This is a genomic window from Rugamonas brunnea (assembly GCF_014042345.1).
Lineage (GTDB): Bacteria > Pseudomonadota > Gammaproteobacteria > Burkholderiales > Burkholderiaceae_D > Rugamonas > Rugamonas brunnea.
Genome location: NZ_JACEZT010000023.1, coordinates 1 through 21,377, shown reverse-complemented (window position 1 = coordinate 21,377; position 21,377 = coordinate 1). Strand labels below are relative to the sequence as shown.

Below are 21,377 nucleotides of genomic sequence, written 5' to 3'. Positions count from 1 at the left end.
TTAACTCCCTCTTTTTGCAAATTTGCAGCATTGATATTACCGCGCGGACATTATGGGATATGCCTGTGGATAAATCAATCCTTGCATTAGCCATATAACAACGCCAACCGGCCACGGCTGCGGCCGGCCGGCGTGCTCACAGCCCTACTGCTACCGGGGTCACCACAGCGCACCATGACGACCCCGGCAATAAAAATCCCGCTGCCGACCAAGCGACAGCGGGAATCCCTATTCAAATAAAACGGTATTAATTTTTTATTATTTTTTCCATACCGTTACACCATCCACGGCGCGGCGCGCATCAAGGCTGCCATCGAACAGATACGTGGCGCCATTCATGTCGCGCATGAAACCCGTGATGCCAATGTTGGCGCCAGGCAAGCTCGGATTCAGCACAGAGAACGAGCCATCGCGCTTGACGATGCCGCTGTTACCCATGTGGAAACTTTCCCCACCCGTCAGCAAATCGAACTGGGTGGCGAAACTGGACTTATCAAAATTGAACGATAGCACGCCATTCTGTAATTGCGCGGCCGATTTCTTCTCCGTATTGATGTCGCGTACATAGGCCGAACTGTCGGCCAGCGCGAAGCTGACGCTGCCCTTTTCCGGTGTGACGAAATCGTTGCCCTTGTGTTCGCGGAACAACACGAAGTAACTGTTCATGCCCATCCGGTCCCAGCCGTCCTTGGACACGCCCGACGTGGCGGGATCTTTCAGCACGGCCGTCCAGCGACCCCACGTGATGTCCTTGTAGACCACGGGCACCGGCGGCGGCGCCGGCTGCACCTCGATGATGGGCGGTGTGAGCGGCGGCACCACCGTTTGCGACTCGTTGCCGCTATTGCCACCAGACTGGTTACGGACCTGGTCGCTGATCTTCTTGACCTCCACGGCCACCAGGCTGTCGCCACCGAGCACGTTGCCGCCGGCGGCCGCGCCCTTGGCCGGCTCGTCCGAACGGGGCGGCGCCACCAGGTCGGGCGCCAGCAGGCCGTTACCCTGCATCAACTGCGGCGCCACCTGGCCACGCTGCACTTGCAGCAACTGGCCTTTTTGGGCCGCCGTCAGTTCGCGGCTGGTGTTGCCTTCGCACGGGCCCACGCCGTCCGGGCGGCAGCCGCCGCCAAAGCCGCTGACGGTGATGGCGCCCGACAGCACCGTCACGCGCGACGTATCCTGGTCGGTAAACACGGTGAAGTCGGTGCCGCGCACGCCGATGGCGGCCACGGGGGTATTGAAGCGGAAATTCTGGCGCGCCTGCTTGACGGCTTCGCCGGACTGGCTGCGCGCCACACCGCTCAGCAGTTCGAGTTTGACGCGGGTGTTGGCCGGCTGCTCGCGGTCCACGTGGTAGGTGGCGATGCGGGCGCGGGTGTTGGGACGCAGGATGAACAGGCCGTTGTCAACGGTCTTAACATAAAGATAACCATCGGCGCCCGTCGTGAGCAATTCGCCCTCGTTGACGGCCCCGCCCAGCGCTGCCGGATGGTCCACGACCTGGGCCGCGCCGGCGACAAATATGATTTTGCCGGCCTCCGCGGCACTGGCCGCGTGGGCAGCCAGCAGTGCGCCGGCAGCCAGAATGAGTTGACGTATCATATTCTTCTCCTATTACAAGGCCGATTATCGCGCGCCGGCCACGGATGTTTCCGTGATGCAGGTCACATTTTACTGCAAGCACCGGGGCGCCCCCCAAGCGTTACACTTTGTAGCAAATGTCAGCAGCACCAATAACCGGGGTCGGGTCATACCATTAAGCAAGATGCGGACATCTTGCTTAATGGTATGACCTGACCCCGGTTGCGGCCCGACTTCCATGTTTCCCTGCCCCTCGGTTGCCGCGACAGTTGTTCGAGGTTTCCCGTTATACTCTGCCTGTTCCAGTCATTAACTTGCCATTTATCAAGCCGCGCCGACCGGCCATCCCTACCGTCTCCATGATTCCAGCCTCGGCCCTGCGCTCGCTACGCCCTTCGCCCCGCCAGTTGCGCTGGCTGATGGCGCTGGTCGCCCTGCTGCTGACGGTGGTCCCCGAATTCCTGCCCGGCCACGGCTATTTCGCCGAAGAATGGCTGCGCGACCGCTACATCCGCCTGCACACCACCAACGCCCCCGAGCCGCGCGTGCTGGTAGTCGATATCGACGAGGCCAGCCTGGCCACGCTCGGTTCGTGGCCCTGGCCCAGCAGCCGTATCGCGGACCTGGTGGAAATGCTGCTGACTAATTACAACGCGCGCGGCGTGGCGCTCGACATCGTGCTGCCCAAGGCCGGTGACCCGGACGGCGACACCCGCCTGGCCCTGCTGGCCAACCACGGCCCGCTGGTGCTGGCCCAGGCCTTCGATTACAGTGCCACCCGCCCCGAGCCACTGCGTGCCGGCGTGCTGGGCGGCGCGCTGGCGGCGGCGCCGGCCGCTGTCTCCACTCAGCCCGCCACCGGCTACCTGGCCAACCACGCGCTGCTGGCACAAGCGCCCCACATCGGCAACATCGGCTTCATCCCCGACCCGGACGGCGCGCTGCGCCGGCTGCCGCTGCTGACCTCGTTCGAAGGCCGAGTCTACCCCGCGCTCACCCAGGCCCTGCTCGACTGCTGCGCCGGCGCCTCCACCCAGGCATCGGCCCCCACATCGGCCGAGGCTCCGGCGCAAGCTTCGGCCAACACGCCGCCCCAAGCTTCGGGCAAAGCTTCACCACAAATGTCGCCCCAGACTTCACACCAGGCACCGGCCCAAGCATCCCCTCAAACGTCGTCCCAACCCGCCCCCTTCCCGGCCGACGCCGCCGCCACCCGCATCGACTACCGCCGCGACTGGAGCGCCTACACCGTCGTCAGCGCGGCCGACATCCTGGCCGGCCGCATCGCGCCGGACGGCGCCAGCGGCCGCCTGGCGCTGGTGGGCTCGTCCTCGCTGAGCCTGGCCGACCGCGTCACCACGCCGCTGGCGGCCAACCGCCCCGGTCTGGGCGTGCAGGCAACCATGCTGTCGACCCTGCTCGACCGGCGCGACGGCAACGCACCGGCCCCGTGGCCGGGCCGCTGGATCGCCTGCGCCTACACCTTGCTGCTGGCGGCGCTGGCCAGCTACACCATGCCGCGCCTGTCGGCCGCCCGCAACGGCCTGCTGCTGGGCGCGGGCGCCGCGCTGTGGCTACTGCTCGCGCTGGCCGTGAGCGCCCACGACGCCAGCTTCTCGCCCAGCGCGCCGCTGGCCTCGGTGGCCTTCCTGCTGGCGTTCGCCGTGCCGTTCCAGTGGCAGCAGACCCAGCACCGCTCGCGCTACCTGCTCGACACCCTGCGCCAGTACGTGGCGCCGGCCGTGGTGAGCGAACTGATGCGCAGCGACCTGAAGGACCCGCTGGCCCCGCGCCAGCTCGACGTGACCACCCTGATCGCCGACATGGAAGGCTACACCTCGCAGGTGGAAGCGCTGCCCGTGGACGAGGCGGCCAAACTGACGCGCGACTTCCTCGAATGCCTGACCGAGCCGGTGATCGCCAACCAGGGCACGCTCGACAAGTACACGGGCGACGGCCTGGTGGCGTTCTGGGGCGCGCCCCTGCCCCACCCGCGCCACGCCGACCTGGCGCTGGACGCGGCCCAGGCCATCGTGCGCCGCGTGCGTGCGCTGAGCCAGGCGCGCGTGGCCCAGGGCTGGCCGCCGCTGCGGGTGCGCATCGGCATCGAAAGCGGGCTGGCCATGGCCGGCGATTTTGGCACGGCGTTCCGCAGCATTTATACTGCCGTCGGCGACAGCGTCAACACGGCGGCGCGGCTGGAACAGGCGGCGCGCGATTACCCCCACGACGTGATCGTGGGCGCCGGCACGGTGGCGCGCGCCACCGGCCACCAGTTCCTGCCGCTGGGCGAGCGGCTGTTGCGCGGCAAGGAAAAACCGACCACGCTCTACACGATAGACACCACCATCGATACCATCAACGACACGCACAACATGGCCGAACGCGCTGCTCCCTCCACCACCGGCGTGCGGGAGCGGCACGCGTGAGGGCGGCCATCGGTACCCCATCGCGCTGGCTGGCCGCGCTGGCCGGCCTGTCCTGCGCGCTCGCGCTGGCCCCGGCCGCGCGCGCCGATGAGCCGGGCGAGACGGAGAGCCAGTTGCTCTACCAGCAGGCGCTGCAATCGATCGCCGAAGGGCGCAAGAACGACGCCAGCGCCACCCTGAGCGAAGTGGTGGCCAAGGAGCCGCTGCACGCGGGCGCCTGGCTGGACCTGGCCCTGATCCAGTGCGCGCTGGGGCACGCGGACGAGGCCGAGCGGCTGTTCGCTGCCATCGAGGTGCGCTTCAACCCGCCCCAGGGCATCCTCGAACTGATCAGCGAAGCGCGGGCCGGCGGTTGCAGCAACTGGCAGCCGCAAAGCCACGCCACGCTCAGCATAGGGCGCGGGCTGGACCAGAACGTCAACCAGGGTTCCTACGGCAGCAGCTATGGCGTGACCCAGGCCGGGGTGCAGGTGGACTTGCCCCAGCCGATCGACTTCCAGCCCAAGCATGACCAGTTCAGCTGGCTGTCGGCCGACTACCTGCGCGACCTCACGCCCAACGGCAGCAGCGGTTATTTGCAACTGCAATCGCGCCGCTACGACAGCCTGGGCCAGTACAACTCGACGGCGCTGTACGCGGGCGCCGACACGCCGTGGCGCTTCGGCCACTGGACCGTGCGCGGCAGCGCCAGCATGGGCCTGATCACGCTGGGCAGCCAGCTCTACCAGCGCCAGGCGCAGCTGCAGGTCAAGGTCGGGCCGCCGCTGCCGCTGCCGGGCAGCGTGCAGTTCCACCTGACGGCGGGCGTGAGCCGCGCCAACTACCTCACGCTCAGCCATTTCGACGCCAACACGCTGGAGCTGCGCGGCCAGTTCACTTACCACCGCGACGCCGACCTGGCCGCCATCGGCCTGGCCGGGCTGGACGACCGCGCGCTGGCGGCCCGCCCCGGCGGCGACCGGCGCGGCTGGCTGGCCACGCTGCAATGGAAGCACCAGCTGCCCTACCAGCTCACGGGCGAACTGAACTTCAGCCACCAGCGCTGGAACGGCGCCGAAGCCTATTCGCCGGGCTTCATCGACGATGTGCGGCGCCAGCGCACCACGCTGCTGCGCGCCGCCCTGACCTACCCGCTCAGCGCCAGCCAATCGCTGTTGCTTGAGGCCAGGCAGGTCCGGAATCAGGAAAGCATCTCGATCTTTCAGTACAATGACCGCCAATTGCAACTGAGCTGGCAATGGCAGACGCCGTGACGGGGCGCCGCCAGGGGCCGCCGTGATCGAATCAAGGTAGTGTATGGACTGGAAATGGGTGATGTTTTCGGCACTGGCCGTGCTGCTGACCGTGGGCTGTCTGTTGCCCAACAGTTGGCTGCCGACCGCCTTGCCGAACGATAAATTGATGCATTTCGCCGGTTTCGGCCTGCTGGCGCTGCTGGCCCTGCCGCTGGCGCACGACCGCCGCGAGGGCATGTGGTGCCTGGCCGGCGTGCTGCTGGCCAGCCTGGCCATCGAGTGCCTGCAGGTGCTGGTGCCGGAGCGGCGCTTCTGCTGGTGCGACCTGGCCGCCAACGCGGCCGGGGTGGCGTGCGCCGGCCTGATCGGGCTGGCCTATGGCGCCGTCAGCACGCTGGGAGCATTCGCATGAGCGAACCAGCAGCGCTGCCGGACGCACCGGGCACCCCGCCCAAGGAACCGCCGGGCCAGATCCAGATCTACCTGCGCAAGATCCCGTTGCTGGCCGAGCTGTCCGAGGAGGAGATGAACGCCGTCAAGGCCGAGCTGCGCATCCGCCACCACGCCAAGCGCGAGGTGGTGCTGCACAAGGGCGGCAGCGGCGACGGCCTGCTGTTCCTGCTGTCGGGCCAGTTACAGGTGATCGACGTGACCGAGGATGGCCGCGCCGTGGGCTTGCGCATGCTGGCGCCGGGCGACTTTTTCGGCGAGATCGCGCTGATCAACGAATCGACGCGTTCGGCCTCGGTGGTGGCCATGACGGAGGTGCTGGTGGCCTTCCTGCCGGCGCCCATTGCACTGCGCCTGTTCACCCATTCGCCGTCGGTGGCCAAGCAGATGCTGCGCCACCTGGCGCAGAAGATCCAGCGCGACTCGGAATTCCGCGCGTTGCTCAGCATCAACAACACGACGCGCCGCATCTACACCTTCCTGGTGCTGATGCAGAAGAAAAACCCGGACGGCACCGTGGTGGAGAACCTGCCCACCCACCAGGACATTGCCAACATGATCAACACCAGCCGCGAGACGGTGACGCGGGCGCTGCTCACGCTGGTGCAGCAGGGCATCGTGCAAAAAGAACCACACCGGCTCATCATCAAGGACCCGGACGCGCTGCAAAAACTGGTGCAAGGCGACGCCTGAGGCGTAACAACCTATTACAACTGTGGCAAGCCAGTACGGTATAATCTGACCCTTTCAATTTCAGGGGCCAGCAGACTGTCTGCGAGCCGCACCGTCTGCCATGAGTTCTGCACCACCGTCGTTCCGTCCGCGAGGCGCCGCCTGATGTCCGCCATGCTACGGGCCATCTGGGCCTACCGCGGTTTCGTGCTGGGCAGCGTCAAGCGGGAATTCCAGGCCAAGTACCGCAACACCATGCTGGGCGCGGCCTGGACCGTGCTCAACCCGCTGGCCATGATCGTGGTCTACACGCTGATCTTCTCGCAGGTCATGCGCAGCAAGCTGCCCGGCGCCAGCGGCCAGTACGCCTACAGCATCTACCTGTGCGCCGGCGTGCTGACCTGGGGCCTGTTCGCCGAACTGACCACGCGCATGCTCAATATGTTCCTGGAGCAGGCCAACCTGCTCAAGAAGGTCAGCTTCCCCCGCATCTGCCTGCCGCTGATCGCCGTGCTCAACGCGCTGCTCAACTTCGCCATCATCTTCGGCCTGTTCCTGCTGTTCCTGCTGGTGTCGGGCCAGTTCCCCGGGTGGGTCACCCTGGCGCTGCTGCCGCTGCTGGCGCTGCAACTGGCGCTGGCCGTGGGCCTGGGACTGGTGCTGGGCATCCTCAACGTGTTCTTCCGCGACGTGGGCCAGTTCTTCACCATCTTCCTGCAATTCTGGTTCTGGTTCACGCCCATCGTCTATCCGGCCACCATCATCCCCGAGGCGCTGCGCCCGTGGCTGGCCCTGAACCCCATGAGCGCCATCACCGTGTCGTATCAACAATTGCTGGTGGCCGGCCAGATGCCGGACTGGGCCTCGCTGGCGCCGGCCGCCGTGCTGGCCGCCGGCCTGTGCCTGCTGGGCCTGAAACTGTTCCGCCGCCGCGCGGGAGAAATGGCGGACGAACTGTAATGGGCACCATCCGCGTCGCCCAACTGGGCAAAGCCTACAAACAATATCCAACCCGCTGGGCCCGCCTGCGCGAGTGGCTGCTGCCCATGCGCGGGCCGCGCCACCAGTTGCGCTGGATCTTGCAGGACATTAATTTCGAGGTGAAGGCCGGCGAGGCCGTGGGCCTGATCGGCATCAACGGCGCCGGCAAGAGCACGCTGCTCAAGCTGATCACCGGCACCACCCAGCCCACCACGGGCAGCGTGGCGCTGACGGGCCGGGTGGCGGCCCTGCTGGAACTGGGCATGGGCTTCCACCCCGACTTCACGGGCCGCCAGAATGTCTACATGGCCGGCCAGCTGGCCGGCCTCACCGTCCAGCAGCTCGACGCGCTGATGCCATCCATCGAGCAGTTCGCCGAGATCGGCGACTACATCGAGCAGCCGGTGCGCGTCTATTCGAGCGGCATGCAGATGCGGCTGGCCTTCAGCGTGGCTACCTGCGTGCGGCCCGACATCCTGATCGTGGACGAGGCGCTGGCCGTGGGCGACGTCTACTTCCAGCAGAAATGCTTCGACCGCATCCGTGACTTCACGGCCAGCGGCACCACGCTGCTGTTCGTGTCGCACAGCATGGGCACGGTGATGAACATCTGCAACCGCTGCCTGTACATCCGCCAGGGCGCGCTGGCCTTCGACGGCGCCCCCAAGGCGGCCGCCGACCGCTACCAGGCCGAACTGCTGGGCCGGCTCGACCACGCGCCCCAGCAGCACACGGTGGCCGTGTCGGCCGCCGAACGCCTGCGCGACGCGCCCGTGCTGACCGGCAGCGACGGCAGCATCACCACGCCGCTGGCCGACTGCGTGGGCGTGGCCTTCGTGCGCGACGATGGCACACCCGAAGCGAGCATCATCGCCGACCAGCCGGTGCGGCTGCGCGTAGAATACCGCGCCCACCGCGAGCTCGACGACCCGCACGTGGGCTTCAAGATCCGCAACCGCTATGGCGTGGTGCTGTTCGAGACCAACACCTATTGCATGCGCGAACAGCCGGGGCCGGTGGCCGCCGGCGGCGTGCTGTCGGCCAGCTTCGCCTTCACCATGGCACTGGCACCGGACGAGTACACGCTCACGGTCGGATTGGGCAACGGCGGCTATGATGAAGGCAGCTTCCGCGAAGTGCTCAACTACCTGCACGAGGTGAGCACCTTCGTGGTCCTGCCCAACAGCGCGGCCATCACCTGGTCCGGCCTGGCCAACCTGGCGCCGCGGCTGGACGTCGACAAACTGTAACGCCGAATTCAACCGAACCTCAGGAAAGATCATGTCCGAGACCCTGTTCCCCACCGCCGACGCCGCCGACGCGCTGGTGCACGGCCTGTACCGCGCCCTGCTGGGCCGCGACGCGGACCCGGTCGGCCTGCAGCACTGGCGCACGGTGCTGACCGGCGGCGGCGACGTGGCCGCGCTGGCCGCGGCCCTGGCCGGCAGCGACGAATACCGCGCCCGCACCGCCAGCCTGGCCGCTCACGGCCCGGCCCGCGCCCGGCTGGCGGCCCACTGCGCGCCGCTGTTCGCGGACCAGCCCCTGCACATCGTCGACGTGGGCGCGCAGATGCTGGACGACGAACGCCACGTGTACGCGCCGCTGACCGACCACGGCCTGCCCTGCCAGGTGACCGGCTTCGAGCCGCTGGACGAGAAGCGCGAACAGCGCGAACAGCACGACGGCCAGGCCACTGTCCGGCTGTACCCCGACTTTATCGGCGACGGCCAGCGCCACCCGTTCCACATCAACGAACCGGACGCCACCTCGTCGCTGCTGCCGTTCAACCGCGCCGTGACCGACCAGCTGGTGGACCTGAGCCACCTGCGCACCGTGCGCACGGCCGACGTCGACACCCGCACGCTGGACGCCGTGCTGGCCGAGGCGGCCCCGGTCGACTTCCTCAAGCTCGACATCCAGGGCTTCGAGCTGCCGGCCCTGCGCCATGCGACGGCCGTGCTGGCGCGCACCGCCGTGGTCCATTGCGAAGTGTCGTTCACGCCCATCTACGCCGGCCAGGCGCTGTTCTCGGACATCGAGCAACTGCTGCGCGGCCAGGGCTTCGAATTCATCGACTTCCACAGCACCTGCCGCTACGCCAGCGAGGGCACGGCGGCGCGCCAGTCGCGCGACCGGCTCGGCTGGGGCGACGCCATCTTCATGAAGTCGCCCGGCCTGCTCAGCGGGCGCGACCTGCTGGCCCAGGCCGCCATCGCGCTGTTCGTGTACGACAAGCCCTCGCTGGCCGAGGCGCTGGCCGTGCGCGCCGATCCGGCGCTGGCGGCCCTGTTCCGGGAAGGCCAGCCATGAGCTTCATCTCCTACGCCCAGAACGGCGAAGACGTACTGCTGTGGCGCGCCCTGCATGACGTGCCGGACGGCTTCTACATCGACGTCGGCGCCAACGACCCCGAGCAGCACTCCGTCACCAAGGCCTTCTACGAGCGCGGCTGGCACGGCATCAACATCGAACCGTTGCCCTCATTCCGGGCCGCGTTCCTCGAGCAGCGCCCGCGTGACCTGACGCTGACGGTGGCGGCCGGCGCGGCCGAAGGCGAGATCACGCTGTTCGACGTGACCGACGTGAACGGCTGGGCCTCGACCGACGCCGCCGTGGCCGCCAGCCACCGGGCCGAAGGCCACCGCGTGGTCGAGCAGACCGTGCCGCTGTGCACGCTGGCGGCCATCTGCCGCGAGCACGTGCGCGGCCCCGTGCACTTCCTCAAGATCGACGTCGAAGGCTGCGAGGGCGACGTGCTGCGCGGCATGGACTGGACCGCGTGCCGCCCGTGGATCGTGGTGGTCGAAGCGACCCTGCCCAACAGCCGCGTGAGCAACCACGACAGCTGGGAAGCGCTGGTGACCGACCACGGCTACCGCTTCTGCTACTTCGACGGCCTGAACCGCTATTACGTGGCCGACGAGCACCCGCAACTGGCCGAACGCCTGACGGTCCAGCCCAATGTGTTCGACGACTACATCAGCCATCACCTGGACAAGGCCTGGCAGCGGGCCGACCGGCTCGACGCCGCGCTGGCCGAGATGAACACGCAACTGGCGCTGCACCAGCAGCAGCACCAGGCGCGCGAGGCGGAACTGGAACAAGCGATCCTGGACGCCCAGCGCCAAACCCGGCTGGCCGCCGACGACACGGCCCAGGTGCGCGCCGAGCTGCACCAGGCCGACCAGCGCGCGCGCGCGTTCGAAGCGAGCCTGCACCAGAACGCGGCCTGGGCCGCCGGCCTCGAACAGCAATTGCTGGCCATGCGCGCCAGTCGCTCGTGGCGCATCACGGCGCCGATGCGCGTGCTGCTGCGGCGCGGCGAGCAGAGCCTGCCGCGCATCGCGCGCCGGCGCGCCCGCAGCGCCTTGCGCCGGGCGCTGGCGTGGGTGCTGTCGCGCCCGGCCGTGCGGCGCGTGACGGTGCCGCTGCAGATGCGCTTCCCGACCCTGTCGCTGCGGCTCAAGCGGGTGCTGGCCGTGGTGCGCCAAGACCATGGCCTGCCCCAGCACGCGCCCGACCTGCCCTACCAGCTGCGCGAACTGCCGCAATCGGCCCGCCAGGTGCTGGCCGACCTGCGGCGCGCCCAACAACATACTGAACACTGAACATGCGTCTCGTCATTGACTTGCAATCCTGCCAGAACGGCGCCGCGCGCGAGCCGGCCGCCGTGGTGGCGCTGGCCCAGGCCGTGGTGCGCAGCGCCGCCGGCCACACCGTGCTGCTGGCCCTCGACGGCCGCCACGGCGACCAGATCGAGGCGCTGCGCCATGCCTTCGCCGGCCTGCTGCCGGCGGCCCACATCGTCTGCTACGCGGCGCCCACCGGCTCGGGCGCGTGGCAACATGGCGCGGCCGAACTGATCCGTGCCAACGCGCTGGCCCAGTTGCGGCCCGACGCCCTGTTCTGCCCCGGCCTGCTGGACCGGCCGCTCGACGACAGCCTGTGCGACCACGGCGCGCTGGGCGTGCCCTGCGCCTACTGGCTGGCCGACGCCGGCCCGCTGCAAGCGCCCTCCGCGTCCGCGCTGCGGCCGGTGGCCGCGCGCCAGCGCCGCCAGTTGCAAGCGGCCAGCGTGGTGCTGACGCCGGCCGCCGCCGATGGCGCGCTGTTGCAGGCGGCGCTGGCGCCGGTGCCGGTGCTGGTGACGGGCCAGCAGCCGGACGAGGCGGCAGCCCAGTTGTGGCAGGCGCTGGCCGCGCTGCCGGCCAGCCCGGCCGCCACGGCCACGGGCGGCAATGTGGCCGGCTCAAGCGTGACAACTGCGGCCACTGAAACAACTGCGGCCGCCACCGAAACAACGGCGGCAACCGCCGCTGCCGAAACGAGCAAAGCCGGCAAGGCCACGGCCGCCGCTACGGTCCGGCCCCGGCTGGCGTTCGTCTCGCCGCTGCCGCCGGAAAAATCGGGCATCGCCGACTACAGCGCCGAACTGCTGGCCGAGCTGGACCCGTACTACGAGATCGAACTGGTGGTGCAGCAAAGCGTGCCGGCCGACCCGGCGCTGGCCGCCCGCTGGCCGCTGCGCACGCCCGACGAGTTCGAGCAGCGCGCCGCCAGCTATGATCGCGTGCTCTACCATTTCGGCAACTCCAACGCCCACCAGCACATGTTCGGCCTGCTGGCGCGCCAGCCCGGCGTGGTGGTGCTGCACGACTTCTTCCTCAGCGGCGTGCTCGACAACATGGAGCGCGACCGGGTCGAACCGCAGGCCTTCCTGGCCGCCCTGTACGCCTCGCACGGCCACAGCGCGCTGCTGCGGCATGGTGAACTGGGCCGCAACGACACGATCTGGGCCTACCCGTGCAACAAGCCGGTGCTGGACCAGGCCAGCGGCCTGATCGTCCACGCCGATTTCTCGCGCCAGCTGGCCGAGCAGTGGTATGGCCCCGGCTATGCCGACCAGTGGGTCACGCTGCCGCTGCTGCGCGGCCTGCCGGCCGGCCACGCGCCGCAGGCCGCGCGCCAGGCGGCACGTCAGGCACTGGGCCTGGACGACGACACCTTCCTGGTGTGCAGCTTCGGCATGCTGGGCAGCACCAAGCTCAACGAACGGCTGCTGCACGCCTTCCTGGCCTCGCCGCTGGCGCGCCAGCGCAACTGCCAGCTGGTGTTCGTGGGCGAGAACGACCCCGGCCCCTACGGCTACGAACTGCTGCGCCAGATCGCCCACAGCCCGTGCGCCGAGCGCATCCGCGTGACCGGCTTCGTCACGGCCGCCGACTACGGGCGCTACCTGGCGGCGGCCGACACCGCCGTCCAGCTGCGCACCCAGACCCGCGGCGAAACGTCGGCCTCGGTGCTCGACTGCCTGCTGTACGGCATCCCCACCATCATCAACGCCCACGGCGCGGCCGCCACGCTGCCCGAATCGGTGCTGATCAAGCTGCCCGACCAGTTCGGCGACGACGCGCTGGCCGACGCGCTGGCCAGTCTGTATGACGACCCGGCGCTGCGCACCGGCCTGGCCGAGCGGGGCCGCGCCCACGTGCAGGCGCACCACGCGCCGGCCGCCGTGGCGCGCCAGTACCATGCCGCCATCGAGCGCTTCGCGCGCGACAGCCACGCCAGCCGCTACCGCGCGCTGCTGGACGGGCTGGCGGCGCTGTCGCCCAAGCCGCAGGAACAGGAACTGATCGCCGCCGCCAGCGCCATCGCCGCCAACCTGCCGGCCACGGCGCCGCGCCAGCTGCTGATCGACATCTCGGCGCTGATCCAGGCCGACCACAAGACCGGCATCCAGCGCGTGGTGCGCAGCATCCTGCTGGCCCTGTTCAAGCAACCGCCGGCCGGCTACCGGGTCGAGCCGGTCTACAGTGAAGGCGGCAACCATTGCTACCGCTACGCGCGCCGCTGGGCGTTCGAGATGGTGGGCGTGCACGGCCTGCAGCTGGAGGACGCGCCCATCGAGGCGCGCGCCGGCGACCATTTCCTCGGCCTCGACCTGTTCACCAACGGCACGGCGCAGAACGAAGCGCTGCTGGCCGGCCTGCACCAGCGCGGCGTGCGCATCGACTTCGTTGTGTACGACCTGCTGCCGCTGCTGCGCCCCGAATCGTTCCCGTTCGGCGCGGAAAAATACTATGGCGATTACCTGGAGACGGTGTCGCACGTGGCCGATGGCGTGGTGTGCATCTCGCGCGCCGTGGCCGACGAGCTGGCCACGTGGCTGGAGAACCGCCCAAGCCGCCGGGTGGCGCCGCTGCAACTGGGCTACTTCCACCTGGGCGCCGACATCGGCGCCAGCGCGCCCACCAGCGGCCTGCCGCCCGAGGCCGGGCAGGTGCTGGCCGCCGTGGCCGCCGCCCCCACGCTGCTGATGGTGGGCACGCTGGAGCCGCGCAAGGGCCACACCCAGGCGCTGGACGCGTTCGAACTGCTATGGCAGCAGGGCGTGGCCATCAACCTCGTCATCGTCGGCAAGGCGGGCTGGCTGGTCGACACGCTGATCAAGCGGCTCGAGCAGCATCCGCTGCGCGGCCAGCGCCTGTTCTGGCTGTCGGGCGTGTCCGACGAGATGCTGCTGCAACTGTACGGTTCGGCGGCGGCCCTGCTGGCCGCATCCGAGGCCGAAGGCTTCGGCCTGCCGCTGATCGAGGCGGCCCAGCACGACCTGCCCATCATCGCGCGCGGCCTGCCCGTGTTCCGCGAGGTGGCCGGCGAGCACGCCTACTATTTCGACGGCCTGGACGCGCCGGCGCTGGCCGGCGCCCTGCGCGCCTGGCTGGACCTGCACGCGGCCGGCCAGGCGCCGCAGCCGCAAGGCTTGCGCTGGCTGAACTGGCAGCAGAGCGCCGACCAGCTGATGGACGTGGTGCTGCACGGCCAGTGGTACCGCCAGCTCGGTGGTGACGGCGCGCCCGCGCCCCAGTTGCTGGTGGACGTGACCACCATCGCCGCCAACGACCTGCAAACGGGCATCGAGCGCGTGGTGCGGGCCCAGTTGTCCGAACTGCTGCGCACGCCCACCACGCGCTACCAGGTGCGCCCCGTGTACCTGAGCGATGAGGGCGGCCACTGGCACTACCGCTACGCCAAGCGCTACACGCACCGCCTGCTCGGCATCAACGAAGCGGGCGTGGCCGACGACGCCGTCAAGGTGGTCCGCGGCGACGTCTACTACAGCCCCGACTACGCGCCCGGCGCCGTGGTGGCGGCCGCCGCCGCCGGCCTGTACCAGCGCTGGCGCACGGCCGGCGTGTCCGTCAATTTCCTGATCCACGACCTGCTGCCCGTGCTGCAGCCGGCCTTCTTCCCGCCCGGCGCCAGCGACGCCCATGGCCGCTGGCTGCGCTGCATCGCAGCCCAGGCCGACCGCCTGGTCTGCATCAGCGCCGCCGTGGCCGACGACACGCGCCAGTGGCTGGGCGCCAACGGCCTGGCGGTGCCGCCGCTGGCCGTGCTGCACCATGGCGCCGACATCGCCGCCTCCCAGCCCAGCACCGGCCTGCCCGACGAGGCGCCGGCCGTGCTGGCGCGGCTGGCGGCCAGCCCGGCGTTCCTGATGGTGGGCACGATCGAGCCGCGCAAGGGCCACCTGCAGACGCTGGACGCGTTCGAGCAGTTGTGGGCCGAGGGCGTGGACGCGCAACTGGTGATCGTCGGCCGCGAAGGCTGGCAGGGCTTGCCGCCATCGCAGCGCCGCACCATCCCCGCCATCATCGCGCGCCTGCAAGGCCACCCGGAAGCGGGCCGCCGCCTGCACTGGCTGCAAGGCATCAGCGACGACTACCTGGAGCAGGTGTACGCGGCCTGCGCCTGCCTGCTCGCGCCCAGCGAGGGCGAAGGCTTCGGCCTGCCGCTGATCGAGGCGGCCCGCCACGGCCTGCCCGTGCTGGCGCGCGCCCTGCCCGTGTTCCGCGAAGTGGCGGGCCAGCATGCCCAGTATTTCAGCGGCCACGACGGCGCCGCGCTGGCGCTGGCGCTGCGCGCCTGGCTGGACGGCCACGCGGCCGGCCAGGCCGTGGCGTCTGGCGCCATGCCCTGGCAATGCTGGAGCGACAACGCGCGCGCGCTGGCCGCGCTGCTGTTCGACGCCGCCCCTGAAACCGAAGCTATTCCTGAGAGCGCCACCGTATGAATTCTCCGCACCAGCCCCTGACCCCGCCTGGCGCCATCCCGGTCCACGCTGAACCGCCGCTGGTCATCGACCTGGACGGCACCCTGATCTATTCCGACCTGCTGTGGGAAGCGCTGCTGCTGTTCCTCAAGCAGCGCTTCTGGCAAGCCTGGCGCCTGCCCGGCTGGCTGCTGCTGGGCAAAGCCGGCTTCAAGGACAAGCTGGCCGCGCACGTGGCCATCGACCCGGCCACGCTGCCCTACGACCAGCGCCTGCTGGCCCACATCCGCGAGGAACGGGCGCGCGGCCGGCGCGTGGTGCTGGCCACTGGTTCCCAGCGCGCCTACGCGGAAGCCATCGCCGCCCATCTGCAACTGTTCGACCTGGTGCTGGCCACCGAGGCCGGCGTCAACCTGACCTCGCACAACAAGGCCGCCACGCTGGCCCAGCACTACGGCGCGCGCGGCTACGATTACGTGGGCAACGCCAGCGTCGACGTCCCCGTGTGGCATGGCAGCCGCGAAGCGTACAGCGTGAGCCGGCGCCCGTTCCGGCTGGCCGACGGCCGCCAGACCCAGCCGCTGGGCGCGCAGCGCCGCCATCCGCTGGCCGCCCTGCTCAAGGCCATGCGACCGCGCCAGTGGCTGAAGAACATGCTGGTGTTCCTGCCCATGCTGGCCGGCCACGTGCTGCGACTGCCGACGCTGCTCGAATCGCTGCTGGCGTTCACGGCGTTCTCGCTGTGCGCGTCCAGCGCCTACCTGCTCAACGACGCGCTCGACGCCCACGACGACCGCCAGCATCCGACCAAGTGCCGGCGCCCGATCGCGGCCGGCAGCCTGCCGCTGTCGCTGGCCCTGTGCACCAGCGCCTTGCTGGCCGTGGCGGCCCTGCTGCTGTGCACGCTCGACGGCACCTGGCTGCTGCCGGTGGTGCTGATCTATTTCGTCAGCACGCTCAGCTACTCGTTCGTGCTCAAGCGGCTGCTGATGGTCGACATCGTCACCCTGGCGCTGCTGTACACGGTGCGCATCCTCGGCGGCGGCGCGGCCACCGGCATCACGCCCTCGTTCTGGCTGCTGGCGTTCTCGTTCTTCATCTTCCTGTCGCTGGCCATGCTCAAGCGTTACAGCGAACTGTTCAACCTGAAGCGCCAGGGCAAGGAGAAGACCAGCGGGCGCGGCTACACCACGGCCGACAAGGGACCGATCGGCACCATGGGCGTGAACGCCGGCTTCCTGTCGGTGCTGATCTTCATGCTGTACATGAATTCGGACCGCGTGCTGCCGCTGTACCCGCATCCGGCCTACCTGATGGGCATCGTGCCGCTGCTGGTGTTCTGGCTGGGCCGGCTGTGGATGCTGGGCTACCGTGGCCAGGTGCACGAAGACCCGGTGCTGTTCGTCAGCAAGGATCGCCTAAGCCTGCTCATCATCGCCCTGTGCGGCGCGCTGGCCGTAGCCGCCGCGCTTTGACCGCCCCCTGTATTGTTGAAAGTATTCGCCATGTCCCCGACCTTGATAGGCTACCTGTGGTGTGCGCTGGCCGCGCTAGCCAGCGCCGCCGCCACCTTCCTGATTAAACTGTCCAGCCTGGCCGGCACGGACTGGAACCTGCGCCGCCTGGCCTTCCTGGGCGGTGCCTGCGCCACCTACGGCCTGGGCTTCATCTGCTACTCGGTGGCGCTGCAAAGGCTGCAGATCAGCCTGGCCTACCCGGCCATGACGGCCATCACCATGGCGCTGGTGGCGCTAACCGGCTACGCGGCCCTGAACGAAGCGATGAGCGTGTCCAAGCTGACCGGCCTGGTGCTGATCGCGGCCGGCGCGTTCGCGCTCACGCGGTGAGCACCATGCCGCGCTCCCTGCCCGCGTCCCCGTCTGCCGCCCCGGCAGCGGCGCCCTTCCACGGCGCGCCCACCGCGCGCACCGGCCTGCGCGGCCCGCTGGCCTTCGCGTGGCTGCTGGCGGCCGTGCTGCTGGCCACGCTGGCCCTGCGCGCGCCGCTGCTGACGGGCGACGCGGCCGAATACACCTTAATGACGGTGGCCGTGGCCGAACATGGCAGCCCCGACATCCGTCCCGCCGACGTGGCGCTGGGCCGCAAGATGATGCCGCAGTTCGACGCGGCCCTGGCCCAGCTGGCCGACGGCATGCAGGCTCACCGCGAAGTGCCGCTCAGCGGCTTCTACCGTGGCCGCGAGGGCAGCACCCAGGCCATCCACTTCTTCGGCTATTCCGCGCTGGCGGCGCTGCCGTTCAAGCTGCTGCGCGCGCTGGGCGCCGATCCGTTCAAGTGCTACCAGGCACTCAACCTGGCCTGCGTGTTCGTGCTGGGCCTGACCCTGCGCCACGTGTTCGGCAGCAACGGCCGCGCTGCCGTCGGCCTGCTGCTGTTCCTGCTGTGCGGCGGCGTGCTGTACCTGGACTGGAGCAGCCCGGAACTGATGACGGCCTCGATGCTGCTGTCCGGCCTGCTGCTGTACACGGCCGGCAGTCCGCTGGCGGCCGGCCTGCTGGGCGGGCTGGCCACGCTGCAAAACCCCACCACCGTGTTCTTCCTCGCGTTCGCGCCGCTGCTGCAACTGGTGTCGCAGTACCGCCCCGGCGACGGCTGGCGCGCCGCGCTGGCGCCGTGCGTGGCGCCGCGCCGCATCGCCGGCCTGGCGCTGGGCGGCGCCCTGTTCGCGCTAGCGCCGCTGTACAACCTGTACCAGTTCGGCGTGCCCAGCGTGATCGCCAAGGTCGGCGCCGACCCGGCCATGGCCAGCGGCGTGCGGCTGTTCTCCTTCTATTTCGACCTCAACCAGGGCATGATCGTCGCCATCCCGGCGCTGGCCGGCTTCCTGCTGCTGTGGGGCTGGCGCCGCGGCGCGCCGGGCCGTGGCCGCCGCCTCGCCATGCTGGTGCTGGCCTGCGTGCTGACGCTGGCGCTGGCCCTGCCCACGCTGGTGATCCAGAACTGGAACTCGGGCGCGGCCGGCGTGATGCGCTACGCGTTCTGGGCCGCCATGCCGCTGCTGTTCGTGCTGCTGTGGCAATTGCGCCGCCTGCCGCGCTGGCCGGTGGCGGCGCTGGCCGTGCTGCTGGTACTGCAAGGGCTGGCCATGCGCAACGACCTGCGCTACGGCGCGCTGGAATTCAGCCCGCTGGCGCGCGCCGTGCTGCGCCACGCGCCGGCCTGGTACAACCCGGAACCGGAACTGTTCGCCGAACGCAGCTGGCACGGCGAATACGAGCTGGCCCAAGGCCGCGTGGCCGTCTACGAGGACGGCGGCAAGGTCTACAAGACCATGTATAGCCGCGCCAACCTGGACGCCGACCAGGCCCTGTGCGGCGCCGGCCGCGCGCTGACGGCCGCCAACCGCTTCCACGACACCACCCGCATGTGGCGCTACATCGACGGCCAGCCGCAGTGCGGCCCGGCCGGCCCGGCGCCGCTGCGCTACGGCCTGGCGCAATTCCTCAGCCACGACGGCATCACGCTGGGCACAGGCTGGAGCCAGCCCGAGTCCGGCGGCGACATCTGGAACGGCAGCTGGTCCAACGGCAAGCGCTCGGTGCTGACCGTGCCGCTGCCGGCCGGCCACCAGTACCGCACCCTGCTCATCATCGGCCACTACTTCACCGGCAACAGCCGCACCCGCGTGATCATCAACGGGCGCGACCTGGGCTGGTTCGCGCTGCGCGAGCTGCCCGAACTGCCGCTGCCCGACGCGCCGACGCTGACGCTGGAACTGGAACATGACGCGCCCTACCAGCCGCCGCCGGGCCAGCCCGACACGCGCCAGCTGGCGTTCTTCCTGCAGGAAATCGCGCTTAAGCCGGCCCTGCGCTAAGCCGGGGACCGGCCGCGCCGGTCCCCCACGCCAGCCCGGCTGCCTGCCGGCCGGCCCTGACCCCACGCTCACACATGCACATGACGACAACGCCACTGCGCCCCTTCCGCTTCGCCCTGTTGCTGGCCGCCCTGCTGCTGGCCCTGCTGTTCACGCGCGGCCCCGACCACAACGGCGACGCCGTCGAATACTCGCTGCAAACGATCGCGCTGGTGCGCCACGCCTCGCCCGACATCCGGCTCGACGACATCGCCGTGGCCAAGCAACTGGTGCCCAGCCGCATCCCAGTGTATGAACTGATCGAACACGACATGGTGACCCGGCAACCGACGCTGTACGCGGCCTTCACGCGCGGCAAGGATGGCCAGGTGTACGCGGTCCACTTCTTCGGCTACGCGCTGCTGACGGCGCTGCCGTTCAAGCTGCTGCAAGCGGTGGGCGCGGAACCGTTCCGCGCCTACCAGATCGTCAACCTGGCGATGGTGTTCATCCTCGGCCTGAGCCTGTATCGGCTGTTCCGCTCGGGGCCCAAGGCGCTGCTGGGCGTGGCCCTGTTCATGCTGTGCGGCGGCCTGCAATACTGGGACTGGGGCAGCCCCGAATGCCTGAGCGCAGCGGCCCTGCTGGCGGCGCTGGTGCTGTACTGCGACGGCCTGCCGCTGGCGGCCTGCCTGCTGGCCGGGCTGGCGTCGCTGCAAAACCCCACCATCGTCGTGTTCCTCGGCTTCGCCCCGCTGCTGCGGCTGTGCCTGCACTACGAACCGGGCAGCGGCTGGCCCGGCGTGCTGGCCGCCCTGCCGCGCGGCCGCTACCTGGTCGCGCTGGCGGCCGGCGGCGCCGTGTTCGCGCTGGCGCCGCTGTTCAACCTGTGGCAGTTCGGCGTGCCCAACGTGATCGCCAAGCTGTTCTCCGACCCCGGCCTAATCAACGGCACCCGGCTGCACTCCTTCTATTTCGACCTGAACCAGGGCATGCTGATCGGCATACCCGGCATCTGGGCCGCGCTGCTGCTGTTGGGCTGGCGCGGCCGGCCGCGCGCCGAACGGCAACGCAACCTGGCGCTGCTGGCCGTGTGCACCGTGTTCTCGCTGGCGCTGGCGCTGCCCGCGCTGGCCGTGCTGAACTGGAACTCGGCCGCCACCGGCGAGATGCGTTACGCGTTCTGGGCCGGCAGCGCCTTCCTGTTCCCCTTGCTGTGGCGGCTGCGCGCCTGGCCGCGCTGGCCGGTCGCGCCGCTGCTGGCCATCTTCCTCGTGCAGGGCGTGGCCACCTGGCAGGCGTTCGGCTACAACTACGTCCACCTCAGCCCGCTGAGCGCCTGGCTGATGGAACGCCATCCGGCCTGGGTCAACCCCGAGCCCGAGATTTTCGCCGAGCGCAACACCCACAACGACGCCATGCTGCTGCCCGAGCAGGTGGTGGCGCTCAGCGTGGATGGTCCCAGCCAGAAAATCCTCTACAACCGCAGCAACACCGCCATCGGCGCCCTGCTGTGCGGCGCAGGCAACACGCTGGCCGAGGAAGACAACCGCACCTCGCACAGCATGCGCGGCTGGCGCTACCTGAACGGCCCCGTGCATTGCCACAATGGCGCCGGCAACGCCGACCGCACGCTGGCCTACGCCGACTTCAAGCAATTGCAGACCCAGTTGCTGGTGCATGGCTGGGCCACGCCCGAAGGCAACGGCAGCGACTGGGACGGCGTATGGTCGGACGGCCCCACGTCGCGGCTGCAGGTCGCGCTCGACCGCCGGCACCCGCCGACCACGGTGCTGGTGGCCGGCTACTACTTCAAGGGCAACCAGCGCACCCGGGTCTACGTGAACGGCGTCGACCTGGGCTGGCACAACCTGCAGGACGCGCAACCGCTGCCGGTGCCGGCCGCCGTGGCCGAACAAGGCCAGTTACAGATCCTGCTGCAGCACGAAGCGCCGGGCGAGCCCGGCCCGAACGACACCCGCCACCTGTCGCTGTTCCTGCGCAAGGTCGTATTGCATTAAACAAAATCTATGGTCACCCTCTTTTTTGCAAGCTGATTTTTTGTATGCTGTAAGAAGGCTCGCTTAAATCTATCCGGCGTCTAATTGGAGATGTACTCCGCGCCACGATGAGAGTCGCGCCTGTCGGTC

Annotated in this window: 14 protein-coding genes; 13 read left to right on the top strand and 1 reads right to left on the bottom strand. The window is 69.4% G+C overall.

All coding sequences use genetic code 11. The features are described from left to right. Positions 1–258 precede the first annotated feature (258 nt). Positions 259–1,602 carry a FecR family protein gene (locus tag H3H37_RS23435; protein WP_182167056.1) on the bottom strand — a complete coding sequence of 448 codons (1,344 nt, stop codon included), beginning with the start codon at positions 1,600–1,602 and terminating at the stop codon, positions 259–261. 338 nt (positions 1,603–1,940) lie between these two features. Here H3H37_RS23435 and H3H37_RS23430 point away from each other — a divergent pair, with 338 nt between their 5' ends. The 13 genes from H3H37_RS23430 to H3H37_RS23370 all read left to right on the top strand — a co-directional run bounded on the left by H3H37_RS23430 (position 1,941) and on the right by H3H37_RS23370 (position 21,248). Then, positions 1,941–4,010 (top strand): CHASE2 domain-containing protein, encoded by a 2,070-nt coding sequence (locus H3H37_RS23430; protein WP_229219002.1) that lies wholly within the window; start codon positions 1,941–1,943, stop codon positions 4,008–4,010. Beyond that, positions 4,007–5,263 carry a tetratricopeptide repeat protein gene (locus H3H37_RS23425; protein ID WP_311197581.1) on the top strand — a complete coding sequence of 419 codons (1,257 nt, stop codon included), beginning with the start codon at positions 4,007–4,009 and terminating at the stop codon, positions 5,261–5,263. The genes H3H37_RS23430 and H3H37_RS23425 overlap by 4 nt, the downstream gene beginning before the upstream one ends. A gap of 61 nt (positions 5,264–5,324) precedes the next feature. Next, positions 5,325–5,657, top strand: coding sequence for a VanZ family protein (locus tag H3H37_RS23420; RefSeq protein WP_229219001.1), 333 nt, complete (start codon positions 5,325–5,327; stop codon positions 5,655–5,657). After that, a complete protein-coding gene (locus tag H3H37_RS23415; protein WP_182167053.1) occupies positions 5,654–6,388 on the top strand; it encodes a Crp/Fnr family transcriptional regulator in 735 nt (244 codons plus the stop codon). Before H3H37_RS23420 ends, H3H37_RS23415 begins: the two co-directional genes overlap by 4 nt. A gap of 144 nt (positions 6,389–6,532) precedes the next feature. Then, the gene (locus tag H3H37_RS23410; protein ID WP_182167051.1) at positions 6,533–7,327 is read left to right on the top strand and encodes an ABC transporter permease; all 795 of its coding nucleotides are present in this window, start codon (positions 6,533–6,535) and stop codon (positions 7,325–7,327) included. Next, entirely contained in the window at positions 7,327–8,598 is a 1,272-nt protein-coding gene (locus H3H37_RS23405) for an ABC transporter ATP-binding protein (protein ID WP_182167050.1), read from the top strand. The genes H3H37_RS23410 and H3H37_RS23405 overlap by 1 nt, the downstream gene beginning before the upstream one ends. 31 nt (positions 8,599–8,629) lie before the next feature. After that, on the top strand, positions 8,630–9,661 hold the full coding sequence (locus tag H3H37_RS23400; RefSeq protein ID WP_182167048.1) for an FkbM family methyltransferase: 1,032 nt from the start codon (positions 8,630–8,632) through the stop codon (positions 9,659–9,661). Continuing rightward, complete coding sequence (locus H3H37_RS23395) at positions 9,658–10,959, top strand: FkbM family methyltransferase (protein ID WP_182167046.1); 1,302 nt, start codon at positions 9,658–9,660, stop codon at positions 10,957–10,959. The genes H3H37_RS23400 and H3H37_RS23395 overlap by 4 nt, the downstream gene beginning before the upstream one ends. A 2-nt stretch (positions 10,960–10,961) precedes the next feature. Then, positions 10,962–15,431 (top strand): glycosyltransferase, encoded by a 4,470-nt coding sequence (locus H3H37_RS23390; protein WP_182167045.1) that lies wholly within the window; start codon positions 10,962–10,964, stop codon positions 15,429–15,431. Further along, a complete protein-coding gene (locus tag H3H37_RS23385; RefSeq protein WP_182167044.1) occupies positions 15,428–16,885 on the top strand; it encodes a UbiA family prenyltransferase in 1,458 nt (485 codons plus the stop codon). Before H3H37_RS23390 ends, H3H37_RS23385 begins: the two co-directional genes overlap by 4 nt. Before the next feature lie 30 nt (positions 16,886–16,915). Next, positions 16,916–17,257, top strand: a complete 342-nt coding sequence (locus H3H37_RS23380; RefSeq protein WP_182167043.1) for an SMR family transporter — start codon at positions 16,916–16,918, stop codon at positions 17,255–17,257. 5 nt (positions 17,258–17,262) lie between these two features. Then, a complete protein-coding gene (locus tag H3H37_RS23375) occupies positions 17,263–19,248 on the top strand; it encodes a hypothetical protein (protein ID WP_182167042.1) in 1,986 nt (661 codons plus the stop codon). Positions 19,249–19,328: 80 nt separating this feature from the next. Then, complete coding sequence (locus H3H37_RS23370; protein ID WP_182167041.1) at positions 19,329–21,248, top strand: hypothetical protein; 1,920 nt, start codon at positions 19,329–19,331, stop codon at positions 21,246–21,248. The last annotated feature ends 129 nt before the right edge of the window (positions 21,249–21,377 follow it).